Source organism: Streptomyces africanus, assembly GCF_030816955.1.
GTDB lineage: Bacteria > Actinomycetota > Actinomycetes > Streptomycetales > Streptomycetaceae > Streptomyces > Streptomyces africanus.
In genome coordinates this window covers 6,709,897-6,728,360 of sequence record NZ_JAUSYP010000001.1, presented here as the reverse complement: position 1 = coordinate 6,728,360, position 18,464 = coordinate 6,709,897, and the positions used below count along the sequence as shown (strand labels likewise).

Below are 18,464 nucleotides of genomic sequence, written 5' to 3'. Positions count from 1 at the left end.
GGGTCTGCCTGGGGGGAGGGACGGGTCATGAGAGTCAGCGTTTTCGGGCTCGGCTACGTGGGCTGTGTGTCGGCCGCGTGCCTGGCCAGCATGGGTCACGAGGTCGTCGGGGTGGACGTGAACCAGGTGAAAGTCGACCTGGTCAACGACGGCAAGGCCCCGGTGGTCGAGGAGCGGATCGGCGAGGTCATCGCCGAGGTCGTGCGCAGCGGAGCGTTGCGCGCCACCGGCGACGTCCGCGAGGCGATCATGGACAGCGAGGTGTCGCTGGTCTGCGTGGGCACGCCGTCGGAGCCCAACGGCAGCCTGTGCACGACGTACTTGGAGCGGGTCACCGAGGAGATCGGCGCCGCGCTGGCCGAGCGGGGCGGGCGGCACACGGTCGTGTTCCGCAGCACCATGCTTCCCGGCACGTGCCTGAACCTGCTGGTACCGATCCTGGAGAAGTCCGTCGGCGGCACGGCCGGGGTGGACATCGGGGTCGCGGTCAATCCGGAGTTCCTGCGCGAGGGCACGAGCGTGCGGGACTTCTTCGACCCGCCCAAGACCGTGATCGGCGAGCTCGATCCGGCCAGCGGCGATGCGGTGCTGGCGCTGTACGAGGGCCTGCCCGGCGAGGTGTTCCGGGTACCGGTCCCGACGGCCGAGGCGATCAAGTACGCGGACAACGCGTTCCACGGCCTCAAGATCGGCTTCGCGAACGAGCTGGGCGCGGTGTGCCAGGCGCTCGGAGTGGACTCGCACCAGATGATGGACGTGTTCCTGGCCGACCGCAAGCTGAACATCAGCCCCGCCTATCTGCGGCCGGGCTTCGCCTTCGGCGGCTCCTGCCTGCCGAAGGACCTGCGCAGCCTGGTCCACGCGGCGCAGCGGGCCGACGTCTCTGTGCCGATCCTCGCCCATGTGCTGCCCTCCAACTCGGACCATCTGCAGCGCGCGGTGGACTTGGTCGAGCGCACCGGCAAGCGCCGAATAGGCATGTTCGGGCTGTCCTTCAAGCCCGGCACCGACGACCTGCGCGAGAGCCCGCTCGTCGAGCTGGCGGAGAGGCTCTTCGGCAAGGGGTACGACCTGCGGATCTACGACGCCAACGTGAACCTCTCCCGGCTGATCGGCGCGAACCGCGAGTACATCGAGAACCGGCTGCCGCACCTCGCGCAACTGCTCGCGCAGTCCGTCGACGAGGTGCTCGAACACGCCGAAGTGTGCCTCGTCGGGACCAGGGACCCGGCCGTGCTGGCGGCGCTGCCCCACAGCGAGGGCCCGGTGCTCGTCGACCTCGTCCACCTTCCCGACGCCGATGCGCGCCGGACCGAACCGGGGTACGTGGGCCTTGCTTGGTGACAGATCGTTCGATGACACAGCCGGCGGCGGCCGGCCGGACCGGCGCGCGCTGATCCTGGTGGAGAACCTGTCGGTGCCGTTCGACCGGCGGGTGTGGCAGGAGTGCACGACGCTGCGCGACGCGGGCTGGACGGTGCACGTCATCTGTCCCCAGGGGAGCAAGCGCGACACGGAGCCGGAGGCGGTGATCGACGGGGTGCGGATCCACCGCTACCCGTTGCGCGCGGCCACCGGAGGACCGGCCGGCTACCTGCGGGAGTACGGATCGGCGTTGTGGCACACGGCCCGGCTGGCGCGCAAGGTCGGCCCGGTCGACGTGGTGCACGCCTGCAACCCGCCCGACCTGCTGTTCCTGCCGGCGCTGTGGCTGAAGCGGCGCGGGGCGCGGTTCGTCTTCGACCAGCACGACCTGGTACCCGAGTTGTACCTCTCCCGGTTCGACCGCGGCGAGGACCTGCTCTACCGCGCCGTGTGCGCGCTGGAGCGGCGGACCTACCGGGCCGCGGACGTCGTGCTCGCCACGAACGAGTCCTACCGGGACGTCGCGATACGCCGTGGCGGCCGGCGGCCGGAGGACGTCTTCGTGGTGCGCAGCGCGCCCGCGATCGACCGGTTCCAGCCGGTGCCGCCCGAGCCGGAGTTGAAGCGCGGCAAGCCCCATCTGCTGTGCTACCTCGGCGTGATGGGTCCGCAGGACGGCGTCGACTACGCCCTGCGCTCCCTCGCGAAGCTGCGCGACGAGCTCGGGCGGACCGACTGGCACGCGGTGTTCGTCGGCTCCGGTGACGCCTTCGACGCGATGGTGGAGCTGTCGCGGCGGCTGGGGCTGTCCGAACAGGTGCAGTTCACCGGGCGCATACCGGACGCCGACCTCGTGCGCTACCTGTCCACCGCGGACGTGTGCCTCTCCCCCGACCCGCGCAATCCGCTCAACGACGTGTCGACCATGAACAAGGTCCTGGAGTACATGGCGATGGGCCGGCCGATCGTCTCGTTCGACCTGAAGGAGGCGCGGGTCTCCGCCGGTGACGCCGCCGTCTACGCGCCCGCGAGCGACGAGGCGGAGTTCGCCCGGCTCATCGCGCTGCTGCTGGACGATCCGGAGAAGCGGGCCGGGATGGGCAAGACCGGCCAGGAGCGGATCAGCGGGCCGCTCTCCTGGCGGAACTCGCAGGCGTCGCTGCTCGCCGCCTACACCGCTGCCTGCCGGGACCGCACCGCGGTGTCGTCGGGCGCCCCGGTCCGCACAGGGAAGAGGCAGCGCCGTTGAGCGATGACACGATACGCCTGGTCACGATCGGGCGGATTCTCCGCCGGCGCCGACGGCTTCTCGCCGTCCTCGCCGTGGTGGGCGCGCTCGTCGGGTACGGCGCCTCCGTGCTGTTTCCGCCGCGGTACACGACGTCGGCGTCGGTACTGCTCCCGGGCCAGTGGGAGGAGCGCGAGCTGCTGACCCAGGCGGAGATCGCCACCAGTTCGGTGGTGCTCGACCGCGCGGCCGCCGCACTCGGCCGGCCCAGGGTCAGCGGCAGCGAGCTGCGGGACCGGGTGAGCGCCAAGGCCGCCGACGGGAACATCATCAAGATCTCGGGTACGGCCGACACCCCCGAGCGCGCGCAGCGGCTCTCCGACCAGGTGGCCGGGCAGTTCGTCACCTTCGCCGCGCGACTCGCGGGCGACAACCCCGACGCCGGGGCGGCGGACGCGCCCGAGGAACTGCGCAAGACGGTGGTGCAGACCGACCGCCGCATCACCGACCTGGCCGAGGCGGCCGATCCGGGGCGGACCGTGGAGAGTGTCCAGGGCCGCGCCGAGCTGGAGAAGCTGCGTGCCGCGCTGCTCGACGCCATGAAGAAGCTGGACGAGGCCGACCCGGCGACCAGTAAGGCCGGCATGGTGGTCATGGGGCCGGCGGCCCGGCCGACCGGCGAGGCGGCGCCGACGAGGATGCAGCTCATCGTCGCCGGGGCGCTGCTGTTCTTCCTGCTCGCGGTCATCGGCCATCTCACCGCCGCACGCATGAGCCGACGGCTGCGCACCGCGCCGGAGATCGCCGCGGCGCTGGGCTCCGCACTGCTGGGTACCGTCGACGTGCCCGGTGAACGGCCCGCGCACCGGCCGGAGGACCGTGGCCCGCGGGCCCGGATCCGCCGGCTGCTGGGCGTCGACACCCCGTGGGACGTACCGCCGCCGCAGCCGTCCGGCGGCGAGGCCGGCAGGCGGATCCGCTACCGGCGGGTGTGCGCTCGCCTGCGGGACGAGCTGCCGGCCTCCCGGCGGCTGCTGGTGGTCGTCCCGGACGGCGACGAGGTCGCCGGCCGGGCCGCCGGGCAGCTCGTCGCCGAGGCCGGGAGCGATCCTTCGCCCGGCTCTTCGAGCCGGGGGTATCCCGTGCTGCGGGTGGTGGGGGTTTCGGTGTCGGGGCCGCTGGTGCCGGACCGCGACACCGAGTCCGGTGCCCTGGTGGTGCTCAGCGCGGGCAGCTGGACTGCGGGGGAACTCGCCGGCATCGCCGAGGCGTGTGCGGACGCGGGGCACGAGGTCGTCGGCGTCGTCGTCGCCGGCACGACCCGGGGCCGACCGACGCGGACTGCCGGCCGTCCTCCCCGTGAGGCCGCTCCCGAGTTCGCGGTGCACGGCCACGCGACGGGAGGCTCAGTGCGATGACGAGCGAGACTCCGGAGCCGTCGGCCTCCGCTCCGCTGCTGGATCTGCAGGCGCTGGTGGTGGCGGTACGCAGGCGCCGCCGCCTGTGGTGCTCCTTGGCGCTGCTGGGGCTGCTGGCCGGCGTGGCGGTGGCGGTTCTGCTGCCGCCGCCGCCGACCGCGGTGGCCAAGGTGCTGGTCGCGCACAAGGAGGACCAGCCGAACGACACCGGAACGCTGATCCGCACCGACGTGGAGCTGCTGCGGACCACGCGCATCGCCGGCGAGGCCCTGAAGTCCCTCAAGTCCCCCGAGAACCCGGATGACTTCATGCGGGACTACCGGGGTACCGGCCTGTCCAACAACCTGCTGCAGATCGATGTGACGGGTGACAGCGACGCGGAGGCGGTGGCCCGGGCCAAGGCGCTGGCCGACGCGTTCGTCGCGGACCACGTGCGGCGGATGCGGGAGACCGCGAAGGCCGAGTCCAAGGCCCTTCTCGACCAGCGCGACCGCATGCGGAAGGAACTCGCCGACGTCAACAAGGCGATCGGGGACGGACCGCCGGACAGCGGCCCGAAGGCGTCGGCGAGCATGGAGTCGCTCTTCGCCCGCCGGGCCGAACTCACCTCGCGGATCGCCGACTTCGACCAGCGTGCCGAGGAGGCACGCATCGGCACGCCCCAGCTCGTCGCCGGCACCCAGATCGTGGACGCCCCGCGCGCGGTGCGGCACTCGCTGCCCAGGGCCGCTGCCACCAACGCCGCGATCGGGCTCGTCCTCGGGCTCGTCCTGGGGCTCGCGGTGGCCGCGGTCGGCTCGGTGGTGGCGGACCGCCCCGTGCTGCGCCGGGACATCGCGGCGCACCTGGGTGCCTCGGTCATCGCGGAGCTGCCCCGCGCGCCTCGCCGGCCGGCGAGGCTGTGGCAGCGCCGGAGGACCCGGGCGGCACGCGAACGGCTCACCGCCTTCCTGGCCCGCGCCGTGCGCCGCTCCGCGGAACCGGTGTCGCTGCTGGAACTGGGCTGTGCGCGCACCACGAGCGTGATCGCCGTGGACCTCGCCAGGGCGCTGACGGCACAGGGGCCGGTGGTCGTCGTCGACGGCCTGCCCGGCCCGCAGCTCGCCGGCCGCCGCCCGAAGCCGGGTGACCCGGCCGTGGTCGGCGGCGAGCGTGCCGAGGCCGTGCCGGACCAGGAGCGCCTGCTCGGTGTCGGCTCGGTGGCGCCCGGCACGGCGTGGACCGACCTCCAGTACCTCGGCACCCGGACCGTGCTCGTCGTGCGGGCCGGGCACGGCAGCGCCGCATGGCTGCACACCGTGGCGCGGCAGCTCGCGGACCAGCGCATCGAGGTGATCGGTGTGGTGCTGATCGACCCCGATCCGCGGGACCGGACCGACGGCACGCTGTGGGACGGGCCGCACACCGCGCTGCGGGGCCGCAGCGAGCGGCCGGTCCGGCAGAACGGTGGGGGTACCTCCCACGCCGTTCAGGCAGTGGGGGAGGGCCGGCGGCGGACGGAGCGGCTGCCGATGTGGGCGGCACGGGTCCCGGACAGCAACCAGGAGGCGCGGTAGCACATGTGTGGCATCGCAGGCACGTACCGATGGCCGGACGGGAAGGTCGTGACCGACCGGCTCACCCATGCCCTCGCCCACCGCGGTCCGGACGGGGCGGGCCGCTACGGCCATCCCGCCGGTGACGGCGACGTCCAGCTAGGGCACCGCCGGCTGGCCATCATCGACCTGTCCGAGACCGGCGCCCAGCCGATGGTCTCGGACGGCCTCGCCCTGACGTACAACGGCGAGCTGTACAACGCGCCCGAGCTGCGCGCCGAGCTGACGTCCGCCGGGGTGCGCTTCCGCGGTACCTCCGACACCGAGGTGCTGCTGGAGGCGTGGCGGCGGTGGGGCACGGACTGCCTGCCCCGGCTGCGCGGCATGTTCGCGTTCGGGGTCTTCGACGAGCGCACGGGTGAGCTGGTGCTCGCCCGCGACCAGCTCGGCATCAAGCCGTTGTTCCTGCTCCGGCGCGGCGAGGGCCTGGTGTTCGCCTCCGAGCTCAAGGCGCTCGCCGCCGCGACCGGCGGGAAGCTGGAGGTGGACCATGCGGCACTGGTGGCCTCGCTGCTGTACTACTGGGTGCCGGACTCACGGTGCGCGTTCCGCGAGGCGGAGAAGCTGCCGCCGGGGAGCTGGCTGCGGTGCCGGCCCGACGGCCGGGTGGAGCGCGGCCGGTTCTGGCACCTCAAGGACGTCGCCGCCGAGGGCCGGGAGCGGGCGCTGGCCGGCGAGCAGCCGGACCTGGCCGCCGTCGTCGAGGAGTCGACCCGGCGCCATCTGCTCTCCGACGTACCCGTGGCGACCTTCCTCTCCGGCGGGCTGGACTCCAGCTACCTGACCGCGCTGGCGGCCCGCGACCGGCCCGGGATCTCCGCGTACACGATCGGATTCCGCGCCGAGGACGCCAAGTTCGAGGCGATGCCGGACGACCTGCGCTATGCCCGGCAGGTGGCCGAGCGGTTCGGCGTCGACCTCCGGGAGATCGAGATCGCTCCGAACGTGCTCGACCTGCTGCCGGAGATGACGTACCACCTGGACGAGCCGATCGGTGACCCAGCGGCGATCAACACGTTCCTGATCTGCTCGGCCGCCCGGGAGGCCGGGGTCAAGGTGATGCTCTCGGGAATGGGCGCCGACGAGCTGTTCGCCGGGTACCGCAAGCACCTGGCCAACCTGCTCGCGCTGCGCTACCAGCGCGTCCCCCGGCCCCTGCGGCGCGGGGTGTCCGCGGCCGTGGACCGGCTGCCGGTCGCCACGTCCCGCCGGGGGTACCGGTCGGTGCGCTTCGCGAAGCGGTTCCTGTCCTTCGCCGATCTGCCGGAGGAGACCGCGTTCCGGCGCAGCTACACCATGTACGACCAGGACGAGCTCCTCGCCCTGCTGAATCCGGACCTGGCCGGGACGGTCGAGGACGTGCTGACCGAGCATGCGGACGTCTACGAGGACAACGACCTCGACGACTTCGTCAACCGCATGTGCCTGACCGACGCCCGGATGTTCCTGCCGGGCCTGAACCTCGCGTACACGGACCGCTCCAGCATGGCCGCGTCGACCGAGGTGCGGGTGCCGTACGTGGACGTCGAGGTGGTGAAGGCGGCGTTCGCCGTGCCCGGCGACCGCAAGATCGTCGGACGGCAGGGCAAGGCCGTGCTCAAGGAGGCGGCCTCCTCGGTCCTGCCCCGGGAGATCGTGTACCGGCCCAAGGGGCTGTTCAGCGCCCCGCTGCGCGCCTGGATGAGCCGGGATCTGGCGCCGCTGGTGCGCGAGGTGGTGAACGACGGCGAGCTCGTCCGTTCCGGGTTCCTGCGCCGCGATGCGCTGGCGCGGATGGTCGCCGAGGACGCGGCCGGGCAGCGGGACTTCTCCAAGCATCTGTGGCATGTGCTGACCCTCGAGTACTGGTATCGCGGCGCGACCTGAGGGGCCGGCCGGAACTCTCCCTGACGGCGTAGAGACAAGAGGACATCGGGTGAAACAGGTTGTGCAGAACTACAAGAGCGGCGAACTGGCGCTGCTCGACGTGCCGGCGCCGGGGTGCAAGCCGGGCGGTGTGCTGGTGCGCAGTGCCTTCTCGCTGATCTCGACCGGGACTGAGCTCATGAAGGTGTCCGAGGCCGGCATGTCGATGCTGGGCAAGGCCCGCTCCCGGCCGGACCAGGTGGCCAAGGTCGTGCAGAGCGTGGCCACCAACGGGGTGCCCGCCACCTACCGCAAGGTGATGGGCAAGCTGGACTCCTACACGCCGCTGGGCTACTCGCTGTGCGGGGTGGTCGAGCAGGTCGGCGCCGGCATCGACGACGTGAAGGCCGGCGACCTCGTGGCCTGCGCCGGCAACGAGCACGCGCTGCACGCCGAGCTGAACTGGGTGCCGAAGAACCTCTACGCCCCGGTGCCGGACGGCCTCGCGGCGCGGCACGCGGCCTTCGGCACCGTCGGGTCGATCGCGCTGCAGGGCGTCCGCCGAGGCGAGTCACAGCTCGGTGAGGTGGCACTGGTCATCGGCCTCGGGCTGATCGGGCAGCTGGTGGTGCAGTTGCTGGCGGCCTCGGGAGTCCGCGTCATCGGGGCCGACCCCGACCCGGCGCGCTGCGAACTCGCCGAGCGCCTCGGCGCGGCGGCCTGCGGCGATCCCGCTTCCGCGGCCGTGGAGATCGCCGTCGCCGAACTCACCGGCGGCCTGGGCGTGGATCAGGTGTACCTGGCCGCCGGCGGCGGCAGCAACCAGCCCGTCGAGCTGGCCGCCCGGCTGAGCCGGGACCGCGGCCGGGTCGTCGACATCGGCAAGTGCCGCCTGGAGCTGCCGTGGAACGCGTACTACGAGAAGGAGCTCGACGTCCGGTTCTCCCGCAGTTACGGCCCCGGGCGCTACGACCCGGAGTACGAGCTGGAGGGGCGGGACTACCCGGTCGGCTATGTGCGCTGGACCGAGCGCCGCAACCTGGCGTGCTTCCTCGATCTCCTCGCCCGCGGCCGCGTCGACGTGGAGCCCCTGGTCTCCCACATCGCCGACTTCGACGACGCCGTCGAGACGTACCAGAGCCTGAAGGACGGCGAACTGAAAGCCGTCGCGGTCCTGTTCCGGTATCCCGGACAGGCACCGCAGGCGCCGGCCCCTGCGGTGGCCGTGCCCGCGGTGGCTGTGTCCACTGAAAGCGTGAAGCCGAGTCCGGCCCGGGCCGCCAGGACGCCGGTGCGCCTCGCGTTCGTCGGCGCGGGCAACTACGCGACGTCGATGCTGCTGCCGCACCTGGCCCAGCGCGACGGTGTCGAGCTGTCGACCGTCGTCACCACGACGGCGCTGTCCGGGGCCAACGCGCAGCGGAAGTTCGGCTTCGCCGCGGCGACCACCGACCTCGACGCCGTGCTCGGCGACCCGTCCGTCGACGCGGTGTTCGTGGTCACCCGGCACAGCTCGCACGCCGAACTGACCCGGAGAGCACTGCTGGCCGGCAAGGCGGTGTTCGTGGAGAAGCCCCTGGCCCTCACCGAGGACGAGCTGGCCGGCGTGCTCGCGGCGGTGGAGGAGTCCGGCAACGACCGGCTGCAGGTGGGCTTCAACCGCCGGTTCGCGCCTCTGCTGCAGGAGGCCAGGCAGCGGTTCGGCGCCCGGACCGGTCCGGCGAGCCTGCGCTACCTGGTCAACGCGGGCCGCCTCGACCACGGCAGCTGGTACCTGCGGCAAGGGACCGAGGGCACGCGGTTCGCCGGTGAGGGCGGGCACTTCATCGACACGGCGAGCTGGCTGCTGGAGGCCGACCCGGTCTCGGTGTACGCGGTCGCCTCGCCCGGCAACGAGGACCTGCAGGTCGTGCTGCGTTACCCGGACGGGTCCACCGCCACCATCAGCTACGTCACCACCGGCTCTCCCGGCTTCCCCAAGGAGACGCTGGACCTGGTCGCGGACGGCAAGGTGCTGCGGCTCGACGACTTCGTCCGTGCCTCGGTGTACGACCGTAAGCGATGGGTCAGTTCGCGGCTGCCGAAGGCCCGGGACAAGGGCCAGAACGCCGAACTGGCCGCGTTCGTGAAGGCCGTGCGGACCGGCGGGCCGATGCCGGTGCCGCTCCAGTCGCTGGTCGCCACCACGGCGGCCACCCTCGCCGTGCAGGCCGGCCTGGCCGGCGGCGCGCCGGTGACGCTGGAGAGAACATGATGACCATGAGCGCGGGCTGGTACCTGCGGCGGCTGTCCCGGATGGGGCCGCGGGAGGTCGGCGGCCGGGTGGGCGACGCGGTGCGCAGGCGGCGGTGGCGGTCGGCGCGGCCCGACTGCCCCCGCGTGACCGGCGCCCGGTTCACCGCGGTCCTGCCCGCCGGGGCGATCGCCGCGGTGCCGCCGGACGCCGCGAAGCGCCTCATCGCCGAGGCGGACCGGCTGATGGCCGGGCACGCCGAGTTCTTCGGGGTGGACCGCGACGACCTGGTCGACCCGGACTGGTGGTACGACCCGAAGACCGGGCGCCGGGCGCCGTCGGGCTACGCCTTCGACGTGCCGTACCGGGACGAGGACGCGGTCGGGGACATCAAGCAGATCTGGGAGCTGTCCCGGCATCAGTACCTCACCGTGCTCGCCGCCGCGTACGCGGTGACCGGCAACGAGCGGTACGCCGAGCGTGTGGCCGAGCACCTGCGGTCGTGGTGGGCGGGCAACGCGCCGCTGCGCGGAGTGCACTGGACGAGCGGCATCGAGCTGGGGATCCGGCTGCTGTCCTGGGTGTGGATCCGCCGGCTGCTCGACGGCTGGCCGGGGGCGGCCGGGCTGTTCGAGGGCAACCCGGAGGCGCTGCACCAGATCTGGCACCACCAGCGCTGGCTGGCCGCCTTCCCCAGCCGGGGGTCCTCGGCGAACAACCACGTCATCGCCGAGGCCGCCGGGCAGTTCGCCGCGGCCTGCGCGTTCGGGTGGTTCCCCGCCTCGGGGCGCTGGCGGTCCGACGCGCTGCGGTCGCTGGAGCGGCAGCTGCGCGGCAACACCTTCCCCTCCGGCCTCAACCGCGAGCTGGCCACGGAGTATCACGGACTGGTGCTGGAGCTCGGCCTGGCCGCGGTGGCCGAGGCGGATGCCGCGGGTGTGCCGGTCCCCGCCACGGTCCGCCTGGTGCTGCTGCGGATGACCGACGCGCTCGCGGCCGTCGTGGACAACCGGCTGCGCCCGCCGCGCCAGGGGGACGCCGACGACGGGCACGGTCTGGTCGTGGACGGCGCGGGTACCGACCGCTGGGGCTCGCTGCTGGCCACCGGGGACGCGGTGTTCGGCCGGCTCGCCTGGTGGCCGGCGGTGACCGGCACCGATGTGCGCACCCCGCTGCTGGCCGGGCTCGTCAGGCCCACGGAACCGTCCGTGACCCGCCCGGCGAGCCGACCGGGCCACTTCGCGGACGCGGGGCTCACCATCCTGCGCGGTCCGGGAGAGATCTGGTGCCGCTGCGACGGTGGTCCGCACGGGTTCCTGTCCATCGCCGCGCACGCCCACGCGGACGCGCTGTCCGTGGAGGTCCGGCACGACGGGGTCGACGTGCTCGCCGACCCGGGGACGTACTGCTACCACGGGCAGCCCGAGTGGCGGCGGTACTTCCGGTCCACCCTCGGCCACAACACCCTGCGGTTGGACGGCGGTGACCAGTCCGTCTCCGGCGGCCCGTTCCTGTGGACCCGGCATGCCGAGAGCCGCGTCCTGGTCGCGGACACGTCCGGTGAGGGGGTGGCCCGCTGGTGCGCCGAGCACGACGGTTACCGGCCCTCCGTGCACCGCCGCCGGGTGGAGCTGACGGCCGCGAGCCGGGAGCTGAGGGTGGTCGACGAGGTGCGCGGCCCGCGCCGGGCCGTGCACCTGGCGTTCCACCTCGGCCCGGCGATCGCCGCGGACCTGGTGGGGAACCGGGCACAGCTCACCTGGACCCGGGACGGCGAGGACCGCTCCGCGGTGCTCGACCTGCCCGGGCAGCTGTCCTGGCGGGCGCATCGCGGCGAGACGGACCCGCCGCTCGGCTGGTACTCCCCCGGCTTCGGACGCAAGGAGCCCTCCACCACGCTGGTCGGCACCGGCTTCGCCGACGGCGCGCAGGACTTCACCACCGTGCTCGGGTTCTGCGGCTAGGGGGCTTCTGATGGATCTCCGTGGAAGAAGGAGCGGCGTTCGGTGCGTGCTCTCGGCGTGCCGGGCGGAAGGCCTCGTAGCGGAGCTACTAGGCCTTTTGTCCGGTGCGGCGAGAGTGCGTGCCGGGCGTCGCGACGCCGCGGAGGTCCATCAGAAGCCCCCTAGGGGCGGGCGCGTGGGGATGAAGAAGCTGCAATGGGCGCTGGCGCTGGCTGTGCTGTCCGCGACCGGCTGTACGAGCACGCCGAGCGCCGGGGCGGAGCCGACCGTTGCGCCCTCCACGTCCGTGGCCGTGGCCCGGGTGTGTGCCAAGCCCGCGGCCGGGCCGGCGAAGGCGCCGGCGGGCGCGGTGACGGTCGACCCCGCGAAGGCCGGTGACCTGGCCGCGAAGACCAAGAGCAGCCCCGCGCACACCACGTTCTGGCTACGGCCGGGCACGCACAGGCTCGACCCGGACCGCTACGCCCAGGTCATCCCCAAGGAGGGGAACCGCTACCTCGGTGCGCCGGGCGCGGTGCTCGACGGCGGGAAGAAGAACCAGTACGCGTTCGGCGGCAGCGCCCGCGACGTCACCATCCGCTACCTGACCGTCCAGGGGTTCGTCGCGCCGCACGACGAGGGCGTGGTCAACCACGACTCGGCCGACGGCTGGGTGATCGAGCACGCGACGATCCAGCACAACTCCGGCGCCGGGCTGATGGCCGGTGCCCGCCAGCAGGTCCGTGCCAGCTGCCTGCGCGGCAACGGCCAGTACGGCATGAACGCGTACAAGGGCAAGGGCCGGATCACCGGCCTGGTGGTCGAGGGCAACGAGATCGCGGGCAACAACACCGGCGACTGGGAGCGGCGGCGGCCGGGCTGCGGCTGCACCGGGGGCGTCAAGTTCTGGGCCGTCGACGGTGCCGACGTACGCGGCAACTGGGTGCACGACAACCGCGGAGCCGGGTTGTGGGCGGACACCAACAACAACGACTTCCGCATCGAGGACAACGTGCTGGAGGCCAACGACGGCGCCGCGCTGATCTACGAGACCAGCTACAACGCGGTCATCCGGAACAACACGATCCGGCGGAACAACTGGGTCGAGGGCCGCAAGGCGGCCGACCGCGGCGACACCTTCCCCTTCGCCACCGTCTACCTGTCCGAGTCCGGCGGCGAACCACGGGTCCGGGCCCGCACGGACAGGATCGAGATCTCCCGGAACGTGCTGGAGAACAACTGGTCCGGGATCACCCTGTGGGAGAACGCCGACCGGTTCTGCAACAGCCCGGCGAACACCTCGTCCGGTGACTGCACGTTGCTGGTGCGGGACACCGATCGCTGTGCGCGGCCGGCGATCGCCACCGCGCCGCTCTACGCCGACTGCCGCTGGAAGACTCAGCGGGTGGACATCCACCACAACCGCTTCGTGCTGGACACGTCCGTCGTGAAGTGCGCGGCGAAGTGCGGCCGCATGGCGCTGCTGGCCAACTACGGCACCTATCCGGACTGGTCGCCGTACCAGGGCGAGCGGGTGGCCGAGGCGATCACCCGCAAGCAGCACAACCGCTGGCACGACAACGTCTACGCCGGGCCCTGGACCTTCGTCGCCCACGACCCGAGCCAGGAGCTCGACCCGGCGCAGTGGCAGGGCCCGCCGTACCAGCAGGACGCGGGCAGCACCTTCCGCGCAGGGGACGGTGGTTGAGATGGCCGCGGATCACACGCCGAAGATCGTCGGGGCGGTCTGGGGGCTGCTGGTCCTCAACACGCTCGGCTCGGCCGGGGCGAAGACCATCGTCCCGCTGCCCCGCTCCCTCATCCAGATGGTCACCATGGGCGCGCTGGTCGCCGCCTTCGCGCTGGCGCTCGCCGTCAATCTCCGGCTGCGCATCCGGGCCAGCGCCTTCGTGTTCCTGCTCACCCTGCTGCTGGTGCCGAGCGTGATCTCCAGCGCGGACCTGGAGTCCGGGTTCGGCGCGCTGTTCCGCTGCGCCCGGCTGGCTCTCTTCGTCGGCACGCTGTGGCTGCTCAGCCGCTGGTGGGACGGCGGCCTGACGTTCGTCCGGCACCACATCCGGATGTACTTCGCGGTGCTCGGCTCGGTGGCCGCCGGCCTGGCCATCTCACCGGGCGCGGCCCTGCCCGAGCTCTACGGCGGGCGGCTGGTCGGCGCGTTGTGGCCGCTCACCCCGCCGCAGATCGGGCAGTACGCAGCGGTGATCATCGGGCTCACCGTGCTGCTCGTCCTGGGCCGCCGGACCGACCGGGGCAGCGCGGCGGTGGTCATCGTGCCGTCACTCGTCCTGCTCGCGCTGACCCATACCCGGACGGCCACGATCGGCCTGCTCGTAGGGCTGGCGCTGGCGATCGGCTCGCTCGTCCTGACCAGCGCCGCCGCCCGCCGGTTCTTCGCCTGGGCGGTGGTGTGCGCCACGGTGGCCGCGGTGGCGTTCAGCTCCGCGCTGCGGGCGTGGTTCCTGCGCGGGCAGAGCCAGGAGAACTTCTCCAACCTCACCGGCCGGGCCAAGGTCTGGGACGCCCTGCTGGCAGCGCCCCGGACGACCTCGGAGTACGTGTTCGGCGCGGGCCTGGGTGACAAGTCGTTCGGCGGGCTGCCGATCGACAACAGCTGGCTGGCCGTCTACCAGGAGCAGGGGATGACCGGCGTCGCGCTCGTGGCGGCGGTCATCGTCGTGCTGGGCGGCGTCGCGTTGCTGCGGCCCCCGTCGCTGTCGAGGGCCTGCGCGATCTTCCTGATCAGCTACTGCGCGATCGCGTCGTACACCGAGGCGGGGCTGGGCGACGCCTCGCCGTATCTGCTGCATCTGGGCGTGGCCGCCTCGCTGCTGGCGGCACCTGCCGCGGCCCCTGCCCTCTCCACGCCCGAAACCCCTCGACGAGGTATCCCGCGACGAGCCCGGAGAACGGAGGTGACCTGAGCATGCATGTCCTCGTGGTGCACAACCGCTACGCCTCGGCCCAGCCGAGCGGCGAGAACATGGTCGTCGACCAGGAGGTGGCGCTGCTGCGCGAAGCCGGCCACCGGGTCGGGGTGTTCGAGCGGCGCAGCGACGACATCGCCGGTCTGTCCCTGCCGCGCAAGGCCGCCCTGCCGCTGCTGGTGCCGTGGAACCCGGCGGTCCGCGCGGAACTCGCCGCCCGGCTGCGCTCCGAGCGGCCGGACGTGGTCCACATCCACAACGTCTTCCCGCTCCTGTCGCCCGCGGTGCTGGCCGCCTGCGCCGACGCCGGTGTGCCCGCTGTCGCCACGCTGCACAACTACACCCAGGTCTGCCCGCCCGGCACGCTGCAGCGGGACGGCCGGCCGTGCACCGAGTGCGTCGGGGCGACACCGCTGCCCGCCGTCCGGCACGGCTGCTACCGCGGCTCCCGCCTGGCGACGGTGCCGCTCGCGGTCAGCCTGTCGGTCAACCGGCGGCGGTGGTGGTCCGGCGTGGAGCGGTTCTTCTGCATCTCCGCGGCGCAGCGTGACGTCCTGGTGCGGGCCGGCATGCCGGCCGAACGGCTGGCGGTCAAGCACAACTTCGTGCCCGACCCGGACGCCCGCCGATCCGGCGCCGGCGAGCATCTGCTCTATCTCGGCCGGCTCGCGGAAGCCAAGGGCGTGCGGCTGCTCATGGCCGCGTGGGACGAGATCGCCGCGGACGGCGGAGTGGGCGTGCCGCTCGTGATCGCCGGCACGGGGCCGCTGGAGCGCGAGGTGACCGCCTGGGCGGCGGGCCGGGACGACGTGCGCTACGTCGGCCTGCTGAACCCGGCCGAATGCCGGAAGGCCGTCGCGCGGTCGGTCGCCGTGGTGGCTCCCTCGACGTGGCTGGAGGCGTTCGGCCTGGTGGTCGTGGAGGCGATGGCGGCCGGGGTCCCGGTCGTCGCCGCCGGTCACGGCGCCTTCGTCGAACTCGTCGAGGACGGTGTGACCGGGCTGCTGCACCAGCCGGGCGAGCCGGCCTCGCTCGCGTCCCGCATACGCCGGATCGCGGCCGACGAGGCCCTGGGCCGGGAGATGGGCCAGGCGGCCCGGCGCCGATACGAGCGGGGTTTCAGCCCGGCCGTCGGCCTGGAGCGCCTGGTGGACGAGTACCGCACCGCGATCGCGGGGCGGACGGAATCAACGGGGGACGGAATCAATGGGGGGCAGTAGATGACACGATGCCGACTCTGCGGCTCGGCGGCGCTGGCGAGCGTCGTCGACCTGGGGGCGACCCCGCCGTGTGAGAGCTTTCTCGCCGCGGACCAACTGGACCGGCCGGAGCCCGCGTACCCGCTGCACCTGCGGGTCTGCACCGACTGCTGGCTGGCGCAGATCCCGCCGCTGATCACGCCGGAGGAGACGTTCAAGGAGTACGCCTACTTCTCCTCGTACTCGACGTCCTGGGTGGAGCACGCGCGCACGTTCGTCGCCGACGCCGTACAGCGGGTGGGTCTCGGCGCCGACGCCTTCGTGGTCGAGGTCGCGAGCAACGACGGGTACCTGCTGAAGCACGTGGTGGACCGGGGGATCCGCTGCCTCGGCATCGAGCCGTCGGTGAACGTCGGCGCCGCGGCGCGCGAGGCGGGCGTGCCCACGCTCACGGAGTTCCTGAGCCCGGACACCGGCTCGGCCGTCCGCGCCGAACACGGCCCGGCGGACCTGGTCGTGGCGAACAACGTGTACGCGCACATCCCCGACGTGGTCGGGTTCACCCAGGGCCTGCGCGCCCTGGTCGCCGACGACGGCTGGGTCTCCGTCGAGGTGCAGCACCTGCTGACCCTGATCGAGGAGAACCAGTACGACACGATCTATCACGAGCACTTCCAGTACTACACGGTCGCGTCCGCGACCCGGGCGCTGGCGAGCGGCGGACTCACCCTCGTGGACGTCGAGTTGCTGCCCACGCACGGCGGCTCCATCCGGCTGTGGGCCCGGCCGGCCGAGGTCGCCGGCGAGCCGAGCCGGCGGGTGGCCGACGTGCTGGCCCGGGAGAAGGCCGCCGGGCTGCAGGAGCTGTCCGGTTACACCGAGTTCTCCGCCCGGGTGGCCAAGGTGCGCCGGGACCTCCTCAAGTTCCTCATCGAGGCCGCCGAGCGCGGCGAGACGGTCGTCGGCTACGGCGCCCCGGGCAAGGGCAACACCCTGCTCAACCACTGCGGCATCCGGCCCGACCTGCTCGCGTACACGGTCGACCGCAACCCCTACAAGCACGGCAGGTACACCCCCGGCACCCGCGTCCCGATCCTGCCGCCCGAGCAGATCGCCGCCGACAAGCCGGACTACGTCCTCGTCCTGCCGTGGAACCTGCGGGCCGAGCTGGTCGAGCAGCTGTCCTTCGTGCACGACTGGGGCGGCCGGCTGGTCTTTCCCATACCGGAACTGAGCATTGTCGAGGTCAAGGCATGAAGGTCGTTCTGTTCTGCGGCGGTTACGGGATGCGGATGCGGAGCGGTGCCGCAGACGACGTGCCCAAGCCGATGGCGATGGTCGGCCCCAGGCCGCTGATCTGGCACGTCATGCGCTACTACGCGCACTTCGGGCACACGGAGTTCATCCTGTGCCTCGGGTACGGGGCCCACCACATCAAGGACTTCTTCCTCAACTACGAGGAGACGACGTCCAACGACTTCGTGCTGCGAGGCGGGCGGACCGAGCTGCTGTCCACCGACATCTCGGACTGGACGATCACGTTCGCGCAGACCGGCATCGAGTCACCGATCGGGGAGCGGCTGCGCCGGGTGCGGCACCACCTGGACGGCGACGAGATGTTCCTCGCCAACTATGCCGACGTGCTCACCGACGCCCCGCTGCCGGAGATGATCGACCGGTTCGCCCGGCGGGACGCGGGTGCGTCGATGATGGTGGTGCCGCCGCAGTCGTCGTTCCACTGCGTGGAGCTGGGCGAGGACGGCCTGGTGGGGGGCATCACCGCGGTGAGCGAACTGCCGCTGTGGGAGAACGGCGGCTACTTCGTGCTCCGGCAGGAGGTCTTCGACCACATCCCGGAGGGCGGGGACCTGGTCGCCGACGGATGCGCCCAACTGGCCAAGCGCGGCCGGCTGGTGGCGCACCAGCACCGCGGCTTCTGGAAGCCGACCGACACCGTGAAGGAGCGGGCGGCGCTCGACGAGGCCTACGCCCGGGGCGACCGCCCGTGGGCCGTGTGGGAACAGGACAGCGCGGCGGTGAGCGCGTGATCCGGCTCGGGGCCGGGCCCCCTGGACCGCGTCGTCGCGGTGGGCGCGCACTGCGACGACATCGCCATCGGCGCCGGCGGCACGCTGCTGACGCTGTGCCACGCGCGGCCGGGTGTCCGTGTCGACGCGCTGGTGCTCTCCGGCGGCGGCAGCGAGCGCGAGCAGGAGGAGCAGGCGGCGCTCGCCGCGTTCTGCCCGGGCGCCGACCTGCGGCTGACCGTGCACAAGCTGCCGGACGGCCGGCTGCCCGCGCACTGGGAGGAGGCCAAGTCCGCGGTCGAGGAACTGCGCGAGCGGACCGACCCGGACCTGGTCCTCGCCCCGCGCACCGATGACGCGCACCAGGACCACCGTGGCCTGGCGCAGCTGATACCGACCGCGTTCCGGGACCACCTGGTCCTCGGCTACGAGATCGTCAAGTGGGACGGCGATCTCGGCCGTATGGCGGCGTACCAGCCGCTGTCGCCGGAGATCGCCGAGGAGAAGGTGCGGTTGCTGCAGGAGCACTACCCCTCGCAGCGGCACCGCCCCTGGTACGACCGGGAGGCCTTCCTGGGCCTGGCCCGGATCCGCGGCATCGAAAGCCACGCGCGCTACGCCGAAGCGTTCGCCGTCACCAAACTCACGCTCAACCTGGGGGGTTGA

At 72.6% G+C, this 18,464-nt stretch carries 12 protein-coding genes and 1 pseudogene; all 13 read left to right on the top strand.

Going from position 1 to position 18,464, the window contains the following annotated elements:
- The first annotated feature begins 27 nt into the window (after window positions 1–27).
- The 13 genes and pseudogenes from QF034_RS31125 (at window position 28) to QF034_RS31065 (ending at window position 18,464) form a co-directional block, all read left to right on the top strand.
- Window positions 28–1,344, top strand: a complete 1,317-nt coding sequence (locus QF034_RS31125; protein ID WP_307178013.1) for a nucleotide sugar dehydrogenase — start codon at window positions 28–30, stop codon at window positions 1,342–1,344.
- Window positions 1,334–2,614, top strand: a complete 1,281-nt coding sequence (locus tag QF034_RS31120; RefSeq protein WP_307178012.1) for a glycosyltransferase family 4 protein — start codon at window positions 1,334–1,336, stop codon at window positions 2,612–2,614. The genes QF034_RS31125 and QF034_RS31120 overlap by 11 nt, the downstream gene beginning before the upstream one ends.
- Entirely contained in the window at window positions 2,611–4,011 is a 1,401-nt protein-coding gene (locus QF034_RS31115; RefSeq protein ID WP_307178011.1) for a Wzz/FepE/Etk N-terminal domain-containing protein, read from the top strand. Before QF034_RS31120 ends, QF034_RS31115 begins: the two co-directional genes overlap by 4 nt.
- Window positions 4,008–5,567, top strand: a complete 1,560-nt coding sequence (locus tag QF034_RS31110) for a Wzz/FepE/Etk N-terminal domain-containing protein (RefSeq protein ID WP_307178010.1) — start codon at window positions 4,008–4,010, stop codon at window positions 5,565–5,567. The genes QF034_RS31115 and QF034_RS31110 overlap by 4 nt, the downstream gene beginning before the upstream one ends.
- 3 nt (window positions 5,568–5,570) lie before the next feature.
- Window positions 5,571–7,472 (top strand): asparagine synthase (glutamine-hydrolyzing), encoded by a 1,902-nt coding sequence (asnB, locus tag QF034_RS31105; RefSeq protein WP_307178009.1) that lies wholly within the window; start codon window positions 5,571–5,573, stop codon window positions 7,470–7,472.
- 49 nt (window positions 7,473–7,521) lie between these two features.
- Window positions 7,522–9,705, top strand: a complete 2,184-nt coding sequence (locus QF034_RS31100; RefSeq protein WP_307178008.1) for a bi-domain-containing oxidoreductase — start codon at window positions 7,522–7,524, stop codon at window positions 9,703–9,705.
- Window positions 9,705–11,648: an alginate lyase family protein gene (locus QF034_RS31095; RefSeq protein WP_307180014.1), complete on the top strand. Its 1,944-nt coding sequence runs from the start codon at window positions 9,705–9,707 to the stop codon at window positions 11,646–11,648. The genes QF034_RS31100 and QF034_RS31095 overlap by 1 nt, the downstream gene beginning before the upstream one ends.
- Before the next feature lie 181 nt (window positions 11,649–11,829).
- Window positions 11,830–13,335 carry a right-handed parallel beta-helix repeat-containing protein gene (locus tag QF034_RS31090; RefSeq protein ID WP_307180013.1) on the top strand — a complete coding sequence of 502 codons (1,506 nt, stop codon included), beginning with the start codon at window positions 11,830–11,832 and terminating at the stop codon, window positions 13,333–13,335.
- A 1-nt stretch (window position 13,336) separates the two neighbouring features.
- Window positions 13,337–14,569, top strand: coding sequence for an O-antigen ligase domain-containing protein (locus tag QF034_RS31085; RefSeq protein ID WP_307178007.1), 1,233 nt, complete (start codon window positions 13,337–13,339; stop codon window positions 14,567–14,569).
- Window positions 14,570–14,571: 2 nt separating this feature from the next.
- Complete coding sequence (locus tag QF034_RS31080; protein ID WP_307178006.1) at window positions 14,572–15,792, top strand: glycosyltransferase; 1,221 nt, start codon at window positions 14,572–14,574, stop codon at window positions 15,790–15,792.
- Window positions 15,793–17,028 (top strand): class I SAM-dependent methyltransferase, encoded by a 1,236-nt coding sequence (locus tag QF034_RS31075; RefSeq protein ID WP_307178005.1) that lies wholly within the window; start codon window positions 15,793–15,795, stop codon window positions 17,026–17,028.
- Entirely contained in the window at window positions 17,025–17,819 is a 795-nt protein-coding gene (locus tag QF034_RS31070) for a glycosyltransferase family protein (RefSeq protein ID WP_307178004.1), read from the top strand. The genes QF034_RS31075 and QF034_RS31070 overlap by 4 nt, the downstream gene beginning before the upstream one ends.
- Window positions 17,816–18,464 (top strand): annotated as a pseudogene (locus QF034_RS31065) (PIG-L deacetylase family protein). Before QF034_RS31070 ends, QF034_RS31065 begins: the two are co-directional and overlap by 4 nt.

What these genes read in the sequence shown, in the direction of transcription:
- QF034_RS31125 (WP_307178013.1), top strand. Translation starts at nt 28, where the DNA reads ATGAGAGTCAGCGTTTTCGGGCTCGGCTACGTGGGCTGTGTGTCGGCC.
- QF034_RS31110 (WP_307178010.1), top strand. Translation starts at nt 4,008, where the DNA reads ATGACGAGCGAGACTCCGGAGCCGTCGGCCTCCGCTCCGCTGCTGGAT.
- asnB (WP_307178009.1), top strand. Translation starts at nt 5,571, where the DNA reads ATGTGTGGCATCGCAGGCACGTACCGATGGCCGGACGGGAAGGTCGTG.
- QF034_RS31095 (WP_307180014.1), top strand. Translation starts at nt 9,705, where the DNA reads ATGACCATGAGCGCGGGCTGGTACCTGCGGCGGCTGTCCCGGATGGGG.
- QF034_RS31090 (WP_307180013.1), top strand. Translation starts at nt 11,830, where the DNA reads ATGAAGAAGCTGCAATGGGCGCTGGCGCTGGCTGTGCTGTCCGCGACC.
- QF034_RS31085 (WP_307178007.1), top strand. Translation starts at nt 13,337, where the DNA reads ATGGCCGCGGATCACACGCCGAAGATCGTCGGGGCGGTCTGGGGGCTG.
- QF034_RS31080 (WP_307178006.1), top strand. Translation starts at nt 14,572, where the DNA reads ATGCATGTCCTCGTGGTGCACAACCGCTACGCCTCGGCCCAGCCGAGC.
- QF034_RS31075 (WP_307178005.1), top strand. Translation starts at nt 15,793, where the DNA reads ATGACACGATGCCGACTCTGCGGCTCGGCGGCGCTGGCGAGCGTCGTC.
- QF034_RS31070 (WP_307178004.1), top strand. Translation starts at nt 17,025, where the DNA reads ATGAAGGTCGTTCTGTTCTGCGGCGGTTACGGGATGCGGATGCGGAGC.